Origin of the sequence: Streptomyces sp. NPDC005963, from assembly GCF_040638655.1 — a bacterium.
Lineage (GTDB): Bacteria > Actinomycetota > Actinomycetes > Streptomycetales > Streptomycetaceae > Streptomyces.
In genome coordinates this window covers 43,602-59,619 of record NZ_JBEXVD010000039.1, presented here as the reverse complement: position 1 = coordinate 59,619, position 16,018 = coordinate 43,602, and the positions used below count along the sequence as shown (strand labels likewise).

Annotated in this window: 15 protein-coding genes and 2 pseudogenes; 8 read left to right on the top strand and 9 right to left on the bottom strand. The window is 68.2% G+C overall.

Features of this window, described 5'->3' with window-relative positions:
• Window positions 1-95, top strand: a pseudogene (locus ABZ348_RS32645) (ABC transporter permease); the annotation flags it as partial.
• 276 nt (window positions 96-371) lie between these two features.
• Here the strand turns inward: ABZ348_RS32645 and ABZ348_RS32640 are convergent.
• Both ABZ348_RS32640 and ABZ348_RS32635 read right to left on the bottom strand, forming a co-directional pair.
• Window positions 372-1,145 carry an ABC transporter permease gene (locus tag ABZ348_RS32640; RefSeq protein WP_358939272.1) on the bottom strand — a complete coding sequence of 258 codons (774 nt, stop codon included), beginning with the start codon at window positions 1,143-1,145 and terminating at the stop codon, window positions 372-374.
• A gap of 2 nt (window positions 1,146-1,147) precedes the next feature.
• Window positions 1,148-2,080 carry an ATP-binding cassette domain-containing protein gene (locus tag ABZ348_RS32635; RefSeq protein WP_358939270.1) on the bottom strand — a complete coding sequence of 311 codons (933 nt, stop codon included), beginning with the start codon at window positions 2,078-2,080 and terminating at the stop codon, window positions 1,148-1,150.
• A 107-nt stretch (window positions 2,081-2,187) separates the two neighbouring features.
• On the opposite strand from ABZ348_RS32635, the gene ABZ348_RS32630 reads away from it, so the two are divergent.
• Window positions 2,188-3,375 carry a histidine kinase gene (locus ABZ348_RS32630; protein WP_358939268.1) on the top strand — a complete coding sequence of 396 codons (1,188 nt, stop codon included), beginning with the start codon at window positions 2,188-2,190 and terminating at the stop codon, window positions 3,373-3,375.
• Window positions 3,376-3,735: 360 nt separating this feature from the next.
• Complete coding sequence (locus ABZ348_RS32625; RefSeq protein ID WP_358939266.1) at window positions 3,736-4,386, top strand: response regulator transcription factor; 651 nt, start codon at window positions 3,736-3,738, stop codon at window positions 4,384-4,386.
• Between the two features lie 174 nt (window positions 4,387-4,560).
• Here ABZ348_RS32625 and ABZ348_RS32620 read toward each other — a convergent pair whose 3' ends face one another.
• The 5 genes from ABZ348_RS32620 to ABZ348_RS32600 all read right to left on the bottom strand — a co-directional run bounded on the left by ABZ348_RS32620 (window position 4,561) and on the right by ABZ348_RS32600 (window position 9,455).
• Window positions 4,561-6,243 carry a thiamine pyrophosphate-binding protein gene (locus ABZ348_RS32620; protein ID WP_358939264.1) on the bottom strand — a complete coding sequence of 561 codons (1,683 nt, stop codon included), beginning with the start codon at window positions 6,241-6,243 and terminating at the stop codon, window positions 4,561-4,563.
• Entirely contained in the window at window positions 6,240-7,214 is a 975-nt protein-coding gene (gene speB, locus ABZ348_RS32615) for an agmatinase (RefSeq protein WP_358939262.1), read from the bottom strand. Before speB ends, ABZ348_RS32620 begins: the two co-directional genes overlap by 4 nt.
• Window positions 7,215-7,556: 342 nt before the next feature.
• Window positions 7,557-7,970, bottom strand: a complete 414-nt coding sequence (locus ABZ348_RS32610; protein ID WP_358939260.1) for an arsenate reductase ArsC — start codon at window positions 7,968-7,970, stop codon at window positions 7,557-7,559.
• Window positions 7,963-9,060, bottom strand: a complete 1,098-nt coding sequence (gene arsB / locus ABZ348_RS32605) for an ACR3 family arsenite efflux transporter (RefSeq protein WP_358939258.1) — start codon at window positions 9,058-9,060, stop codon at window positions 7,963-7,965. The genes ABZ348_RS32610 and arsB overlap by 8 nt, the downstream gene beginning before the upstream one ends.
• On the bottom strand, window positions 9,057-9,455 hold the full coding sequence (locus ABZ348_RS32600; protein ID WP_358939256.1) for a metalloregulator ArsR/SmtB family transcription factor: 399 nt from the start codon (window positions 9,453-9,455) through the stop codon (window positions 9,057-9,059). The genes arsB and ABZ348_RS32600 overlap by 4 nt, the downstream gene beginning before the upstream one ends.
• A gap of 78 nt (window positions 9,456-9,533) precedes the next feature.
• Here ABZ348_RS32600 and ABZ348_RS32595 point away from each other — a divergent pair, with 78 nt between their 5' ends.
• From ABZ348_RS32595 to ABZ348_RS32580, 4 genes are all read left to right on the top strand, one after another.
• On the top strand, window positions 9,534-10,034 hold the full coding sequence (locus tag ABZ348_RS32595; protein WP_358939254.1) for an ArsI/CadI family heavy metal resistance metalloenzyme: 501 nt from the start codon (window positions 9,534-9,536) through the stop codon (window positions 10,032-10,034).
• Between the two features lie 237 nt (window positions 10,035-10,271).
• Entirely contained in the window at window positions 10,272-11,429 is a 1,158-nt protein-coding gene (locus tag ABZ348_RS32590; protein ID WP_358939252.1) for an acyl-CoA dehydrogenase family protein, read from the top strand.
• 5 nt (window positions 11,430-11,434) lie between these two features.
• Complete coding sequence (locus ABZ348_RS32585) at window positions 11,435-12,313, top strand: acyl-CoA thioesterase II (protein WP_358939251.1); 879 nt, start codon at window positions 11,435-11,437, stop codon at window positions 12,311-12,313.
• 133 nt (window positions 12,314-12,446) lie between these two features.
• Window positions 12,447-13,427, top strand: a complete 981-nt coding sequence (locus ABZ348_RS32580; protein WP_358939249.1) for a cation diffusion facilitator family transporter — start codon at window positions 12,447-12,449, stop codon at window positions 13,425-13,427.
• A 243-nt stretch (window positions 13,428-13,670) separates the two neighbouring features.
• On the opposite strand, the pseudogene ABZ348_RS32575 reads toward ABZ348_RS32580, so the two are convergent.
• Together ABZ348_RS32575 and ABZ348_RS32570 are read right to left on the bottom strand one after the other, a co-directional pair.
• A pseudogene (locus ABZ348_RS32575) lies at window positions 13,671-14,327 on the bottom strand (endonuclease/exonuclease/phosphatase family protein); the annotation flags it as partial.
• Window positions 14,328-14,347: 20 nt separating this feature from the next.
• Window positions 14,348-14,839 (bottom strand): ATP-binding protein, encoded by a 492-nt coding sequence (locus ABZ348_RS32570; protein ID WP_358939247.1) that lies wholly within the window; start codon window positions 14,837-14,839, stop codon window positions 14,348-14,350.
• A gap of 280 nt (window positions 14,840-15,119) precedes the next feature.
• Between ABZ348_RS32570 and ABZ348_RS32565 the strand changes: the two genes are divergently transcribed.
• Entirely contained in the window at window positions 15,120-16,013 is an 894-nt protein-coding gene (locus ABZ348_RS32565; protein ID WP_358877491.1) for a DUF5753 domain-containing protein, read from the top strand.
• Window positions 16,014-16,018 lie beyond the last annotated feature (5 nt).

Here is a 16,018-nt window from a genome sequence, read left to right as displayed (position 1 = left end):
GCAACGACTGGTGGATCGCCATCGCCTGGTGCCTCGGCCTCATCGTCCTCGGCTACCGCTGGTCAACCGCACAATTCAACCGCGACCCCAAGTGAGCCCCCGGGCTGTCACTCACAGCCCAACCCCCTCCAGGGCGGCATACCCCGACACCCCGTCGGCGTGCGCCGCCCTCGTGAGTTTCTGCACTGCGGAGAGGTTTCCGCCGAGCCCACCCGGCCGAACTGTGCAGGACGGTGCACAACGCCGAAGCGGAGTTGATGCCACTCCCATGAGCACCCTTCCCAAGACGACCACCCCTTCCAGGAGGAAGCTCGAAAGCGCTCGGCGGAAACGACCGGGATCGCGGATCCGCTTCGCGAGCCGCCCCCCGCTCAACCATCCCTCCGTTGCAGCCTCACCCACCCCGCCCACACCGCGGCGCAGGTCCACAGCAGCAGCACACCCAGCCCAGCCCAAGGGCTCAAGGGACCCACCGGGTCCTGGAGAAGTATTTGCTGGCCGGCGCGGTCGGGGAGGAAGTCAGCTATGCCTCCGTCGTCCTCCAGGTCGCCGACGATGAAGGACACCATCATCAGGAGCGGTATCAGTGTGCAGATCACCGCTGGTGCGCTGCGCACCAGCATGGTCGCCCCCGCTGAGAACAAGGCGATCAGCGCCAGATAGACGCCGCACCCGACCATCGACCGCAGTGCGCCGGGATGGGTCAGCCCGACTCCGTGGTCGTCCATGAGCGCCTGCCCCACGAGAAAGCAGGTCAAGCTGGTCACCAGGCCCACCGCGAGGGACAGCGCACCGATGACGGCGAGCTTCGTGGCGTAGAAGGCCCCCCGGTGGGGCACGGCCAGCAGGGAGAGGCGGATGGCGCCGGTCTTGTACTCCCCGGCGACCGCGATCGCGCCGAAGGAAATCATGCCGATCTGGCCGAAGTTCAGACCGTAGTAGGCGGAGCGCAGGGGGTCGAAGTCCGGCTTCGCCATGTCCTCTGTGGTGAACGAGCCGCTCATCAGTACGGAGAATCCGAGCGTCGCCAGAAACACCGCGGCCAGGGCAACCCACTGCCCTCGTACGGACACGATCTTCAACCACTCGGAACGTATTGAGGAGTGGAGGGGCGAGCGGGTGGCGGCGAGGGACGTGGTGGACATGCTCAGACCTCCTGTGGTGCGGTAGGCGCGGCTGTGGTGAACTCGGCTTCTCTTGAGGTCAGGGCGAGGTAGGCGGCTTCCAGAGAGGCCCCTTCACCGGCGAGTTCGAGGATCGGGATGCCTTCGTGGGCGGCTATGGGGCCGATCTCCTCCACTCGGGCGCCCTCGACCGTCCATCGACCGTCGTCGGCCTGGGCGGGTCGGTATCCCTTGCGGACGAGGACCTGGCGCAGCCGCTCCCCCTCCGTGGTCCGCAGCCGCACCTTCGGTGTCGTCCATTCGTCCAGGAAGTCCTGAAGAGGCGCGTCGGCGAGCAGTCGGCCCTTGCCGAGCACTACCAGTTGATCGGCGACTGCCGCCGTCTCGCTCATCAGATGGCTGGAGACCAGGACCGTGCGGCCGTCGTCCGCGAATTCCCTCATCAACGCGCGTATCCAGATGATCCCTTCAGGGTCGAGTCCATTGGTGGGCTCGTCGAGCATCAGCACTTGCGGATCCCCGAGCAACGCCACCGCAATCCCCAGCCGTTGTCGCATTCCCAAGGAGAAGGTGCTGATCCTGCGTCGGGCAACGGCGGCGATCCCCGTCCTCTCCAAGACTTCTCCCACCCGGTGGTCCGGAAGCCCACCGGCAGCCGCCAGTACGCGCAGATGGTCACGGGCGGTGCGGGCACCCAGTGCTGCCCCGGCGTCGAGCAGGGCCCCGACCGTGCGCAGTGGTTCGGCGAGCGAGGCGTAGGCACGCCCGCCGATGGTGGCAGTGCCGGAGGTGGGTCGGTCCAGGCCGAGCACCAATCGCATGGTCGTGGACTTGCCCGCGCCGTTGGGGCCGAGGAAGCCGGTGACTTTGCCGGGCAGCGCACTGAACGTCAGCTCGTCCACAGCACGGCTCTGGCCGTACTCCTTGGTCAAGTTCACTACGTCGATGCTGGTCATGGCAGTAAGCCTCGTATCTCCCAGGCATGGCCACCTCCCCCGCCCGAGGCGTTTCTCTCCCCCTCCCGGGGGAGCCGTCACCTGCCTTGCGCTGGCACGATGACGGAATGTCCCGCCTCCTTCTCCCGCTGATCCGAGCAGTTACCTACACCCGCTGGTTGCATCTGTTCATCAGCGTGGTGATCGTCGGCATGTGGATCCTCATCGACGACGAGCACCCCTATCTCGTCGTCCTGCTGCTGGCATTCGCCGGCATGGTGCCCGCGGTGCGGCTGGCGGAGGGGCTTCAGGCGCGGCTGTTGCTGACGCCCCACGGCTTCAAGGATTCGGCGTCGGGAATCTCGGCCGCTCCCTCGGCGAGTTGGGCGGATCGCTGGCGCACCGTGCTCTGGTTGGAGATCCGGCTGGTGCTGGGGCTGGCCGTCAGCTTTCTCACCGTGCATCTGCCCGGGCTCACCAACGATCTGGCCCTGGCGTCGACGGGTGACCCCGACCGGTTCTCCGTTCTGGATCTGCCGGGTGGCCACTGGTGGTACGCGCTGCTCGCGCCGCTGCCGATAGTCGTCCTCCTGGCGGCCGTCGTGGGGGCGGGTCATCTGATCACCATGGTCGCGCTCCAATTGCTCGGCCCATCGGCGGCCGAGCGGGTCGCCGCGCTTGAGGAGCGCACCGAGCAGTTGTTGGAGCGCAATCGCATCGCCCGCGAGCTGCACGATTCGATAGGCCACGCGCTGACGGTGGCCGTGGTGCAGGCGGGCGCAGCCAGGACGACGGGAGACGCAGAGTTCACCGAGCGGGCACTGACCGCGATTGAGGAGACGGGACGGGCGGCCTTGGAGGATCTGGAACGGGTGTTGGCGGTGCTGCGCGAGTCGGGCCAGCCGGTGAGCAGTCGGCCCACGCTCGGTGACACGGACCGCTTGTTGGAGTCGGCCCGTGCTTCGGGCGCGGAGGTCCGGGCGGAGGTGACAGGTCCGATAGGGGCCGTCCCGGGTCCCGTGTCGCGGGAGGGGTACCGAATCATGCAGGAGGCATTGACCAATGTGCTGCGGCACGCGGGGCCGGTGCCGACCCGGGTACGGATCGCCGTCGTGGGCGGCACGTTGGAGTTGGAGGTTCTCAATCCGCTGTCTGGTACTGCCGGTGTGCACGGGCGCAACGGCGGCAGCGGTTTGCGGGGCATACGGGAGCGGGCGGCGCTGCTGGGCGGGGATGCCACGACCGGGCCGCACCGGGGTGAGTGGCAGGTCCGGGTGCGCCTCCCGTTGGACCTGTCCGCGGATGCCCTCCGGTGAGGTCTGCCGTGAGTTCTGCCGTGAGGTCCGTGGTAAGCCAGGCACCGTGGACCCGTCGTCAGTGACCGCCCGGGACCCTTCCTACGGACGCCCGACCCCGACGCCCGACCCGGACACCAGACACCCCAGCCCAGACACCAGACACCCGGTGCCGGAGAAGCAGCGTCAGACACCCAGCCCAGGCACCCACTGCATGACACCGGCCAGGCGCACAACACCCAACACACAAAACCCGATACCGACCGCACCGACCGCACCGACCGCACCGACCAGGCTCCCCGGCTCAGACGACCGACCGGCACCCGACCCCAGCAAGCCCACCCCCGGCAAGACCCGAAAGAAAGGCCCTAGGTTCTCCCGGTGCCCATCTCCGTTCTCCTCGTTGACGATGAACCCCTCGTACGTGCTGGTCTGCGTGCCGTCCTTGAGGCGCAGCCGGACATCGAGGTGGTGGGTGAGGCCGCCGATGGTGCCGCGGTCATCCCTCTCGTACGGCAACTGCGGCCCGATGTTGTCGCGATGGACGTGCGAATGCCGCTGCTCGACGGCATCGAGGCGACCCGGGCTGTCCTGCGTACCGTTGATGATCCGCCCAAGATCATCGTGGTGACCACTTTCGAGAACGACGAGTACGTGTACGAGGCCCTGCGGGCAGGCGCGGACGGCTTTCTACTGAAGCGCTCACGTCCGGTGGAGATCGTGAACGCAGTGCGACTCGTCGCCGAGGGCGAGTCGCTGCTGTTCCCGGCCGCCGTGCGCTCGCTGGCGGCCGAGTACGGCACCAGCACCGCCCGCACGGCCATGCAGCGGGCGGCACTGACGGACCGTGAGGCGGCAGTGCTGCGGCTGATGGCGCGAGGGATGTCCAATGCGGAGATCGCGACGCAACTCGTCGTGGGCACCGAGACGGTCAAGACCCATGTCAGCGCGGTGTTGGCGAAGTTGGGAGCCCGTGACCGTACACAGGCGGTGATCGCCGCATACGAATCGGGGTTCGTGGCCCCGGCCTGAGCCCTTCGGGGGTCGGTGGTGAGGTTCGAGGGGGGCGGGACCCACCAGGAGCGGGATCCGGAGGACGGAGTTCGGGAGAGGGATACAGAAGTGAGATATGGGAGTGAGGTACGGGGGCGGGTCCGGAACGGCGGCCCTGGCAGCCGTGTGAAGGACCGGGCCCACCCCCGGATCTCACAGGTGTGTGGGCGCGAACATCTTCAGCAGCACCGGGAGTACTACCACCGAGGGGCCGGGCTCGGCCAGTGCCTTGGTCAAATCGTCGGCGAGCGCCTCGGGGGTCGTACGAACGGCAGGCACCCCGAACGACTCGGCCAGCGCCACGAAGTCGGGTCGGGCGAGTTCGGTGGCCGATGCCTCGCCGAAGGCGTCCGTCATGTACTCACGGAGGATGCCGTATCCGCCGTCGTCGACGATAAGCCAGGTCACCGGCAGTCCGTACTGCTTGGCGGTGGCCAGTTCGGCGATCGAGTACATGGCGCCACCGTCGCCCGAGACCGCCAGTACGGGACGGGTGGGGTCGGCCACGGCCGCACCGAGTGCGGCGGGCAGCGCATAGCCGAGACCGCCCGAGCCCTGGGCCGAGTGCATGGTGTTGGGGCGCCGCGCGTCGAAGGCGGCCCAAGCCCAGTACGACAGGATCGTCATGTCCCAGAAGCTGGGCGCTGCATCGGGCAGGGCCAGGCGCACAGCGGTCAGCAGCGACTGTTCGAGCGTCCGGTCCTGCGCCGCGATGCGTGCGCCGACTTGGTCGAGCACCGCCCGTACCCGCTCGGGTGCCTTTGCGTCTGGCCGGGCGTCCACCGTCTCCAGCAAGGCAGAGAGGGCGATCCTGGCGTCGGCGTGGATGCCGAGCGCCGGGTGGTTGGATTCCAGCTTTCCAGCGTCGGCCTCGATCTGGATGATCCGGCCGCGCGGGGCGAAGGTGTGGTAGTTCGAGGAGAGTTCGCCGAGGCCGGAGCCGACGACGAGGAGGACGTCCGCGTCCTCCAGGAAGTCGGTGGTGTGCCGGTCCTCGATCCAGGACTGGAGGGACAGCGGATGCGTCCAGGGGAACGCGCCCTTGCCGCCGTACGTGGTCACGACGGGCGCGTTGATGCGCTCGGCGAGTGCGCGCAGCTTCCCCGCCGCGTCGGAGCGGACCACTCCGCCGCCCGCGATGATCGCGGGGCGTTCCGCTCCGGCCAGCAGATGCGCGGCCACGGCCGTCAACTCCGGTCGGGGCAGGAGGTCGTCGGGGGTGGCGTCGACGGCGGTGACCTGGGGCAGCACGGTTTCCGCGAGCAGGACGTCCTGCGGGATCTCCACCCACACCGGCCCGTGCGGCGCGGTCAGCGCGGACTGCCAGGCCGTGGCGACGGCGGACGGGATCTGGGAAGCGGTGTGCGCAGTGTGGACCGACTTCACCAGGTCACGGGCGGACGCCTGCTGATCGCGCAGTTCGTGGAGATAGCCGCGGCGCCTTCCGCCGAGCCCGGCGGAGGGGATCTGGCTGGAGATCGCGAGTACGGGGGAACTGCCCGCAGCTGCTTCCTGGAGTGCGGCCAGCGACATCAGTGCGCCCGGCCCGGTGGAGAGGAGCAGCGGGGCGACCTCGCCGGTGATCCGGCCGTAGGCGTCGGCGGCGAAGCCCGCGTTGTTCTCGATCCGCAGCCCCACGTACGTCAGCGAGGAGCGACGCAGCGCATCGAAGAGGCCCAGGGCGTGCTGTCCGGGCAGCCCGAACACAGTGGTCGCGCCCAGTCCTCGCAGCGTCTCGATGACGAGGTCACCGCCGGTGCGCCCGGGCGGCGGGTTGAGCGCCGCTTCGGTTTGCCGCGCGGTGGGCTTCAGTTCGACGTCGTGGTCGTGGGTCACTGTCCGTCCCTCGCAGCGGCGATCTGCCGCGTCATGATCGTGGTCAGTTCGTACGCGGTGTGGGATGCGGCGACCGCGGTGATCTCGGCGTGGTCGTAGGCGGGCGCGACTTCGACGACATCGGCCGACACAAGGTTGCAGGAGGCGAGTCCGCGCAGGATCTCCAGCAGCTCGCGGGAGGTCATGCCACCGGCTTCGGGGGTGCCCGTGCCGGGTGCGTGTGCAGGGTCGAGGCAGTCGATGTCGATGGAGATGTACAGCGGTCGGTCACCGATGCGCTGGCGCAGTTGGTCGGCTATCTCGTCAGCGCCGCGGCGGTAGACGTCGGCGGAGGTGACGATGCCGAAGCCGAGCTTCTCGTCGTCGGTCAGGTCCTGCCTGCCGTACAGGGGCCCACGGATGCCCACGTGGGAGAGGGCGGAGGTGTCGAGGATGCCTTCTTCGACGGCACGGCGGAAGGGGGTGCCGTGGGTGTACTCGGCGCCGAAGTAGGTGTCCCAGGTGTCGAGGTGGGCGTCGAAGTGGAGCAGGGCCACGGGCCCGTGCTTCTTGGCGACGGAGCGCAGCAGCGGCAGGGCGATGGTGTGGTCACCGCCGAGAGTCATCAGCCGGGCCCCGGTGCCCAGCAGGTCGTCCGCGGCTGCCTCGATGGTTTCGACGGCCTCGTTGATGTTGAACGGGTTGGCGGCGATGTCGCCCGCGTCGGCGACCTGGGCCAGGGCGAAGGGTGATGCGTCCTGAGCGGGGTTGTAGGGGCGCAGCAGCCGAGACGCCTCACGGATGGCGTTGCCGCCGAAGCGGGCGCCGGGCCGGTAGGAGACTCCTGCGTCGAAGGGCACTCCGACGACGGCGACATCGGTGCTGTCGACCTCGTCGAGCCGCGGCAGCCTGGCGAACGTCGCGGGTCCGGCGTACCGCGGGATGCGGGACGAGTCGACGGGCCCACGCGGCTGCTCGGTGCTGCTGCTCATATCCGTTGCCTTTTCTTCCTGCTTCTTCCTGCGCTTCGTTGCTTTTTCGACTTTAAGGGCAGGGGTTCGAATATCGAAGCGAAGGGTGCACCTGCGGTATGGGGGGCGGGTGCCGACAGCCGACGAGAAACGCGTACGAGGCGAGAACGGGAACGGCGAGGGGAGAAGGGGGAGGGGAGCGAGAACGGGAACAGGAACGGGTACGAGACGGAGACGACGAGAGCGCGGGTGCGGGCGCCGGGAGTCGAGCGCGGCGCGCATCACGAGGACGACGCCCCGGCTCGTCACGAGACCACCGCTCGTCACAAACCGGGGCGGCGAGTCACAAACCGGGGCCGTGAGTCAGGAGACGGGCGGCAGGAGTCGGTCGAGCAGATCGCGGACGCGCCGCTCGATCTCGTTCCGTATGGGTCGGATCGCGCCCAGCCCCTGCCCGGCCGGGTCGTCGAGCCGCCAGTCGAGATAGGTCTTCCCGGGGAAGACGGGGCAGGTGTCGCCGCATCCCATGGTGATCACCACGTCGGATGCCCGGACCGCTGCCGCAGTCAGGATCTTGGGCACCTCGGCGTGGAGGTCGATACCGCGCTCGGCCATGGCCAGGACGACGGCGGGATTGACGGTTTCGGCGGGCGCGGAGCCCGCAGAGCGGACGTCGATCCGCCCTTCGGCGAGACGGTTCAGGAAGGCGGCGGCCATCTGGGAGCGTCCGGCGTTGTGGACGCAGACGAAGAGGACGGACGGCTTGGGCTCAGCCACGGGAGGCTCCCTCTACGGCGAAGGCCGGCTCTCCCTCGGCGGACTGCTCGGGGAAGTAGCGGCGTACGGCGAGTGCGACATGGACGAGGCCGATGAGGACCGGTACCTCGATGAGGGGGCCGACGACCCCGGCGAGTGCTTGGCCGGAGGTCGCTCCGAAGGTGGCGATGGCGACCGCGATGGCGAGTTCGAAGTTGTTGCCCGCAGCGGTGAAGGCGAGCGTCGTCGCCCTCGGATAGTCGAGCCCGACGGCTTTTCCGAGCGCCAGGGAGCCGCCCCACATCAGGGTGAAGTACACGAGCAGCGGGAGCGCGATCCGCACCACGTCCAGGGGCCGGGAGGTGATGGCGTCGCCTTGGAGTGCGAACAGGACCACGATGGTGAACAGCAGTCCGTACAGGGCGAAGGGGCCGATGCGCGGCACGAGCTTCGTCTCGTACCAGTCACGGCCGTGCGCCTTCTCCCCCATGCGGCGGGTGAGGAATCCGGCCGCCAACGGGATGCCGAGGAAGACGAGGACGGCACGGGCGATCTCCCAGAAGGACACGTCCAGACCGGTGGTCGCGAGCCCGAGCCAGCCGGGCAGGAGATCGAGGTAGAACCAGCCGAGCAGTCCGAAGGCGATCACCTGGAAGATCGAGTTCAGGGCCACGAGGACGGCGGCGGCCTCGCGGTCACCCCGGGCGAGGTCGTTCCAGATGATGACCATGGCGATACAGCGGGCGAGCCCGACGATGATGAGTCCGGTGCGGTACTCGGGCAGGTCGGGGAGGAAGGCCCAGGCGAGGGCGAACATCAGCGCCGGGCCGACGATCCAGTTGAGCACCAGCGAGGAGACCAGGAGGCGCCGGTCGCGGGTCACGGCGCCGATCCGGTCGTAGCGGACCTTCGCCAGTACCGGATACATCATCACGAGTAGCCCGAGTGCGATCGGCAGTGACACTCCGGCGACGGTGACCCGCGCCAGCGCGTCCCCGAATCCCGGTACGAGACGGCCGAGACCGAGACCGGCGGCCATCGCCCCGAGGATCCACAGGGCGAGGTAGCGGTCGAGGAACGACAGCCGGGCAGACACCCCCCGTTCGATCATGCGGTGATCCCGGCGGCACCGGGGAGCGGTTCGCCCGAAGGTCGGGTGAGGATGCCGGCCAGGGTGTCGGTCATCTCGGGCAGCAGCCGGTAGTACACCCACGTCCCCCGCCGTTCGGAGGCGATCAGTCCGGCCTCCCTCAGCAGTTTCAGATGGTGGGAGATCGTCGGTTGGGAGAGGTCGAACGCAGGCGTGAGGTCGCAGACGCAGACCTCACCGCCGGCACGCGAGGCGATCATCGACAGCAGCCTCAGCCGCACCGGGTCTCCGAGTGCTTTGAACACCCTCGCCAGGACCACGGCCTGTTCCTCGTCCAGCGGCGCTGTGAGCAATCCGGGGCAGCACTCCGGACCCGTGGCGCTCTGCCCGATCACCGGAAGTTCTTGTTTCGACATACTTCTATGTTGACGTTCATCGATCCAGGATGCAACCTTGAATCGAGAAACTTCGATACAAGAAGAGAGAAGACCGTCATGTCACGCGTCCAGCTCGCCCTGAACGTCGCCGACCTCGAAGCGTCGGTGGCCTTCTACTCCCGACTGTTCGGCGTCGAGCCCGCCAAGCGCCGACCGGGGTACGCCAACTTCGCCGTCGCCGAACCGCCGCTGAAGCTCGTCCTCATCGAGGGCGAGGAGGGCCAGGCCACCCGCCTGGACCACCTCGGCGTGGAAGTCGCCTCCACCGACCAGGTCTCCGCCGCCGCCACCCGCCTCAAGGACGCGGGGCTCGCCACCTTTGAGGAGAACGACACCTCCTGCTGCTACGCCCTCCAGGACAAGGTCTGGGTCCACGGCCCCGGCCAGGAGCCCTGGGAGGTGTACGTCGTCAAGGCCGACGCCGACCGCATGGGCAAGGGGCCCGCACTCGAAGCGACCGACCGCCCGGGCCAGGGCGCCTCCCCCGAAGAGGCCGCCACCTGCTGCACGGAGGCCCCACCACAGACGAAGGCAGCGCCCTGCTCCTGCGGCAGCTGACGACCACCGCCCGTACGACAACAGACAGCTGTCCACCACCGCCCACATGACAACCGACAGCTGCCCACCACCCCGCCCGTACCGACGACCGTTGGCCGACCACCACCGGTCGCCGTACGGGCGGATCCGCCCACATCGGTGTGACGCACATTGCCTCCCCCTCCCTGGACAGCTTTGAGAACCACCCGGTAACTTCGACTGAGCAAGCGCTTAGACATCTCATCGAGGGAGGCGTAAGTGCGCCGCAGCGTTTACAACGAGGACCACGAGGCGTTCCGGGAGACCGTGCGCGCCTTCATCGAAGCCGAGGTCGTCCCCGTCTACGACGAGTGGTACGCGGCGGGCCAAGCGCCACGCGACTTCTACTACAAGCTCGGTGAGCTGGGCATCTTCGGCATAGAGGTGCCCGAGGAGTACGGCGGGGCCGGTGAGCAATCGTTCAAGTTCCAGGCCGTCATCACCGAGGAGTCGGCCCGTGCGGGCGTCTCCTTCGGCGGCTCGGGCGTCCATGTCGCGCTCTGCCTCCCGTACCTCATCGGCTATGCCACCGACGAGCAGAAGAAGCGCTGGCTGCCCGACTTCGTCAGCGGCGCGGCCATGTACGCCATCGCCATGACCGAACCGGGCACCGGCTCCGACCTGGCCGGGATGAAGACGACGGCCAAGCTCTCCGAGGACGGTACGCACTACGTCCTCAACGGTTCGAAGACCTTCATCACCGGTGGCGTCCACGCCGACAAGATGATCGTCTGTGCCCGTACCGCCCCCTCCACCCCCGAGGACCGCCGCCACGGCATCTCCCTCTTCGTGGTGGACACCAAGGCGGAGGGGTACGCGGTCGGCCGCAAGCTCGACAAGCTCGGCCTGAAGACCTCCGACACGGCCGAACTCTCCTTCTCTGACGTCAAGGTCCCGGCCGAAGACCTTCTCGGCGAGGAGAACAAGGGCTTCTCCTACCTCGGGCAGAACCTCCCCCAGGAGCGCCTGGCCATCGCGGTCGGCGCCTACGCCCAGGCCAGCGCCGCGATCCGGTTCACCCAGCAGTACGTCACCGACCGCACGGTCTTCGGCAAGACGGTCGCCTCCTTCCAGAACACGAAGTTCGAACTGGCCGCCTGCAAGGCGGAGGTGGATGCGGCGGAAGCGGTCGTGGACCGTGCCCTCGACGCCCATGACGCCGGTGAGCTGACCGCCGCCGAGGCCGCATCGGCAAAGCTGTTCTGCACCGAGGTCGCCCATCGGGTCATCGACAAGTGCCTTCAACTGCACGGCGGCTACGGCTATATGAACGAGTACCCCATCGCCCGTCTCTACGCCGACAACCGCGTCAACCGCATCTACGGCGGCACCAGCGAAGTCATGAAGTCGATCATCGCCAAGTCCATGGGCCTGTAGCCATCGTGAACAGCAGCAGCACAGCACTCGACGAACTGCTCGACCTCCTCGATCTGGAGCGGATCGAGCAGGACGTCTTCCGCGGGCAGTCCCGCCCTGCGGTCATCCCCCGTGTCTTCGGGGGACAGGTTGCGGCCCAGGCCCTGGTGGCCGCGGGCCGCACCGTCCCCGCGGACCGCACCGCCCACTCGCTCCACGCCTACTTCCTGCGCACGGGCGATGCGGGCGCCCCGATCGTCTACATGGTCGACCGCATCCGCGACGGGCGCTCCTTCACCACGCGCCGGGTCGTCGCCGTCCAGCACGGCCAGCCGATCTTCCACCTCTCGGCCTCCTTCCAGACGTACGAGGAGGGGTTGGAGCACCAGGCGCCGATGCCCGCAGCGCCTCCGCCCGAGTCGCTGCCCACGGCGGAGGAGATGCTTCCGACGTACGCGGGCGTCATCGACCCGAACGTCGCCGAACGCCTCCTGGAGGCCAGGGCCGCCGTCGACCTGCGCTATGTGGACGCCCCGCCGTTCGCCAGTGTCGGCGACCCGCGCGAACCGCGCTCCCAGGTCTGGTTCCGCGCCAACGGCAAGCTCGCCGATGACCCGCTGCTGCACATCTGCCTGGTGACGTACGTGTCCGACATGACCCTGCTCGACTCGGTCCTGCTCGCGCACGGCCGGGGCGGCTGGGCGGTCGGCGACGTCGTGGGCGCCTCACTCGACCACGCCATGTGGTTCCACCGCCCGTTCCGCGCGGACGAATGGCTGCTGTACGACCAGGAGTCGGCGTCCTCCTCCGGCGGCAGGGGCCTGGGCCAGGCCCGTATCTACACCGAGGACGGCCGGCTGGCGGTGTCGGTGATCCAGGAGGGAGTGATACGGGTCCCGCGCTGAGGTCCTGCCCGCCGCCCGTCACAGGCCCCGGCTCGGAGCACCACCCGCCCCTTCGACCGTATGCAGCACAGGTGAGCGGACTTCCGCGCGAGGATCCCTCGCCCCATACGGAACAGTGCATACGGTCGCCTACATGAGCGAACCGGACAGCGGGGCGGCCGTTCCCACCGAGAGCACCTTCACCGTGATCGTGGCGGCGGTCGCCAATCTGGGCATCGCCGTGGCGAAAGCGGTCGCGGGGATCATCAGCGGCTCCAGCGCCATGCTGTCGGAGGCCGCGCACTCGGTGGCCGACACCGTCACCGAACTGCTCCTGCTGACCGCCCTAAAGCGCAGCGAACGACCGGCGGACGAGGAGCATCCCCTCGGGTACGGGCCCGAGCGCTATGTCTGGGCGCTGCTCGCCTCGGTCGCCACCTTCGTCGGCGGGGCGGTGTTCGCGATCTACGACGGGATCCACACCCTCACCCACGGCGAGGAGTTGGGCGACCCTCTCGTCTCCTACATCGTGCTCGCGATCGCCTTCCTCCTCGAAGGCTTCTCGCTGCGGACGGGAGTGCGCCAGGTCCGCGCGGAGGCCGCCCTCCTCGGCACGCCCGCCGGCCACTACCTCAAGGTGACGCCGGACACGGCGGTCAAAGCGGTCGTCATGGAGGACACGGCGGCCCTCGCCGGACTGCTGCTGGCGGCCGGCGGCCTGCTGGGGGCGCAGCTCAGCGGTTCGGGCGTCTTCGACGGAGTCGCGTCGATCCTCATCGGAGCACTGTTGGTGTACGTGGCCTGGGAACTGGGCCGCAGCAACGCCCAGTTCCTCATCGGCCGCGCACTCCCCCGGCGGATGCGGGAAGCGGTGGTGGAGGAGATCCTCACCGTTCCGCACATCGTGGCCGTACTGGAGCTGACCACCCTGATCCAGGGCCCGAAGGAGATCCTGATCGCGGCGAAGGTCGACTTCCGGGACGCCTCCAGTGCCCGCCAGGTCGAATGGGCCTGCGAGGAGGCGGAGGAGCAACTCCGCGAACGCTTCCCCGCGATCAGGCGGGTGTACCTCGACCCGACACCGGGTCTGGGGGACGAGGCTCCGACTCCCGGCCTGGGAGGCGGGGCGCCATGAGGCTCGTGTCCAACACCACCGGCAGATGATCGGAGACCGCCCGGGCCTCGGGAGTGTCATGGGTACGGTACGAATCGACCGGCAGCCCCCGTACGAGGATGTGGTCCAGCCGTAGCGCGAGCCCGTCGCCCCCGTGTCCCACGGTCGCCGCACCGGGCCGGCCGATGAGCGACTGCGGATCGACCCAGCCGGCGTTGAGGAGGACGGCCAGGGCCCGTCGATCCATGGGGCCGAAGCTCCCATCAGGGGCGACGAGTCGATATCGGGCGAGCAGATTCCGGGGTACGCGCTCCCACTCCACCGGTTCGACGTCGTTCGGGCCCGACAGTGGAGGTCCCCCAGGAGAAGGGCGCGATCCGGCATCCCAGGAAGGGGACCCGCGTAGTCGGTCAGACAACGTGCCTCGGCGAGCCGGCGCTCGCCGTCGAGATGGGTGAGGTGAGTGGCGAAGACGAGCACGTCATGGCGATCGTCCCGGATGTGGACGGGGCGCAGCCGGGCCCTGATCAACGCATGGTGGTACACCCCCGCGCCGAGGGTGCGCCGGCCGATCAGCCGGAGCGCGCTCGGTCGGTAGAGGAGGGCCGTGTGATTGCGGCCGTCTCCCAACCGGGAGCGCTCCATCCGCACCGGAACCATGCCGAGCACGTCCGCCATCCAGAACAGCCGGCGTTCCTCGTCCGCGTCCCAGAAGGTGCACTCCTGGAGCGCGAGCACATCGGGATCGAGGTCGGCCAACACGGCGGCCTGTCCCCGCAGCCGCCGTTCCAGAACACCGTCCACCCCGCCGAGGTCGAGGTTCCAGCTGACGGCCCTGATGTTCCCGACGCCGACGCCCCGCCGATCCCGTAAGTCGTCCAGGCCCTTCAGCGCCCGTACCCAGCGGGCGAGGTCGACCATGTCGGGACTCGCCGTCGGCATCAGGACTCCCGCGGCAGGGCGAGCGCACACCACACGCGCCCGTCGGAGGAGGCCACTCCCCAGGACTCGGCGAGCGCATCGACCAGATACAGCCCCCGACCGCCTTCCTCCCAGGGCCCCGCCTGCCGCGACCGAAGCTCAGGCCCACTGCCACCACCGCCGACTTCGATCCGCACATGGGTTGCGGTGCGCCCCAGCCATACGCGGACACTGTCCCCGCTGCCGTGCTGAAAGGCATTGGTCACCAGCTCGGAGATCACCAACTCGGCGTCTTCGGCGAGCCCCTCCATCCCCCAGTACTGAAGCTGCACCCGCCCCAGCCCCCGCACCTGCCCGGGCCGCGCCCGATCCAACGCACTGAGCTGCTCCCCGGGCGCAGTGGTCCGACCGAACCGGATCTCAAAACCGGGGGTGGGAGGTGGGAGGTACGGGGTGAAGGTGCCGGTGTGGCGCACGGTGGGGGTGGGTGGGGGTGTGGTTCTGATCGTCATGAATCAGCCTCCGCGTCCAGGGGGTCGATGGCGCGAACACAGCGCTCGATCCCTCAAAAGGGCTGAGAGGTCCAACAAGACCACCGTCGCGCTCGTTCTCTCAACTACGGTGACGCGTAGAGGAAATGCATCGCAACCAGATCGCCGATGAAAATTCAGCGAAGCCTCAAAGTGGACTATGCACACAGGTGCGCAAGAGGTTGGGGTGCCTGCGCAGGGGACGCAGATCGCTGCGCAGGGCGATACTGAACGAGCACAGTGGCACTTGGAGGGTGCACAGGTGGCAGCAAAGCGCGGGGCGACCGGAAGGCGTCTCGAACTAGGTATCCAGCTCAGGCAGCTTCGCGAGAACTGCCCTGGGGTCGAGGAGGGCCGACTCACGGGAATGACCCGCAAGGAGGCCATCCGGGGCCTGCGGGACATCTCTGAGGCAACGCTCGCACGGATCGAGTTAGGAGAACTGAACTTCCGTCGCAACGTGGGCAACCTGCGCACCTTGCTGAAGCGGTACGGGGTCACTGACCCGGAGTTGGTCCAACAGCTCGTAGAGCTGAACAGGGAAGCCCCGAACGAGGACTGGCTAACCCAGTACCGCAGTTTCATGCCGACGGGGATGCCGCACTACGTCGGTCTGGAGGCGGAGGCCAGCGCAATCTCGGCCTACCACCCAACGGTTGTCCATGGCCTTGTCCAGACCGAAGGCTACGCGAAAGCGATCTTCGAAATGGAGAGGCCGGTCGAAGACACCACTGCCGAGTTCGTCAAGCGCAATGTGGAACTTCGGATGGAGCGGAAGCGAAGAGTACTAACCCGCGAGGAACCTCTTCGTTTGCGTATCATCCTGGGCGAAGCCGCCTTGCGAATCCCCGTTGGCGATGACGCCGTGATGCGCGAGCAGTATCAGGCACTCATCGATCTGGCACGCGAGGACCACGTATCGATACAGGTCATGCCCTTCCGTCGCGGGTACCGCTCGATCAGTGACTTCGCGATCCTGACCCTTGGCGACCTGCCGCCCCGTGTCCAGTCCGACAACGCATGGGGAGCGATCTCTACCTCGGACAAACCCCGCGAGGTGGACCGGTTCACCCGCCGCTTCAACGCAATGCTGGGTGTGGCCCTTGAGGTCGAAGAGACCATCGAATTCCTAGCGAAACTAGCCGGAAGGCAGTAGAAACC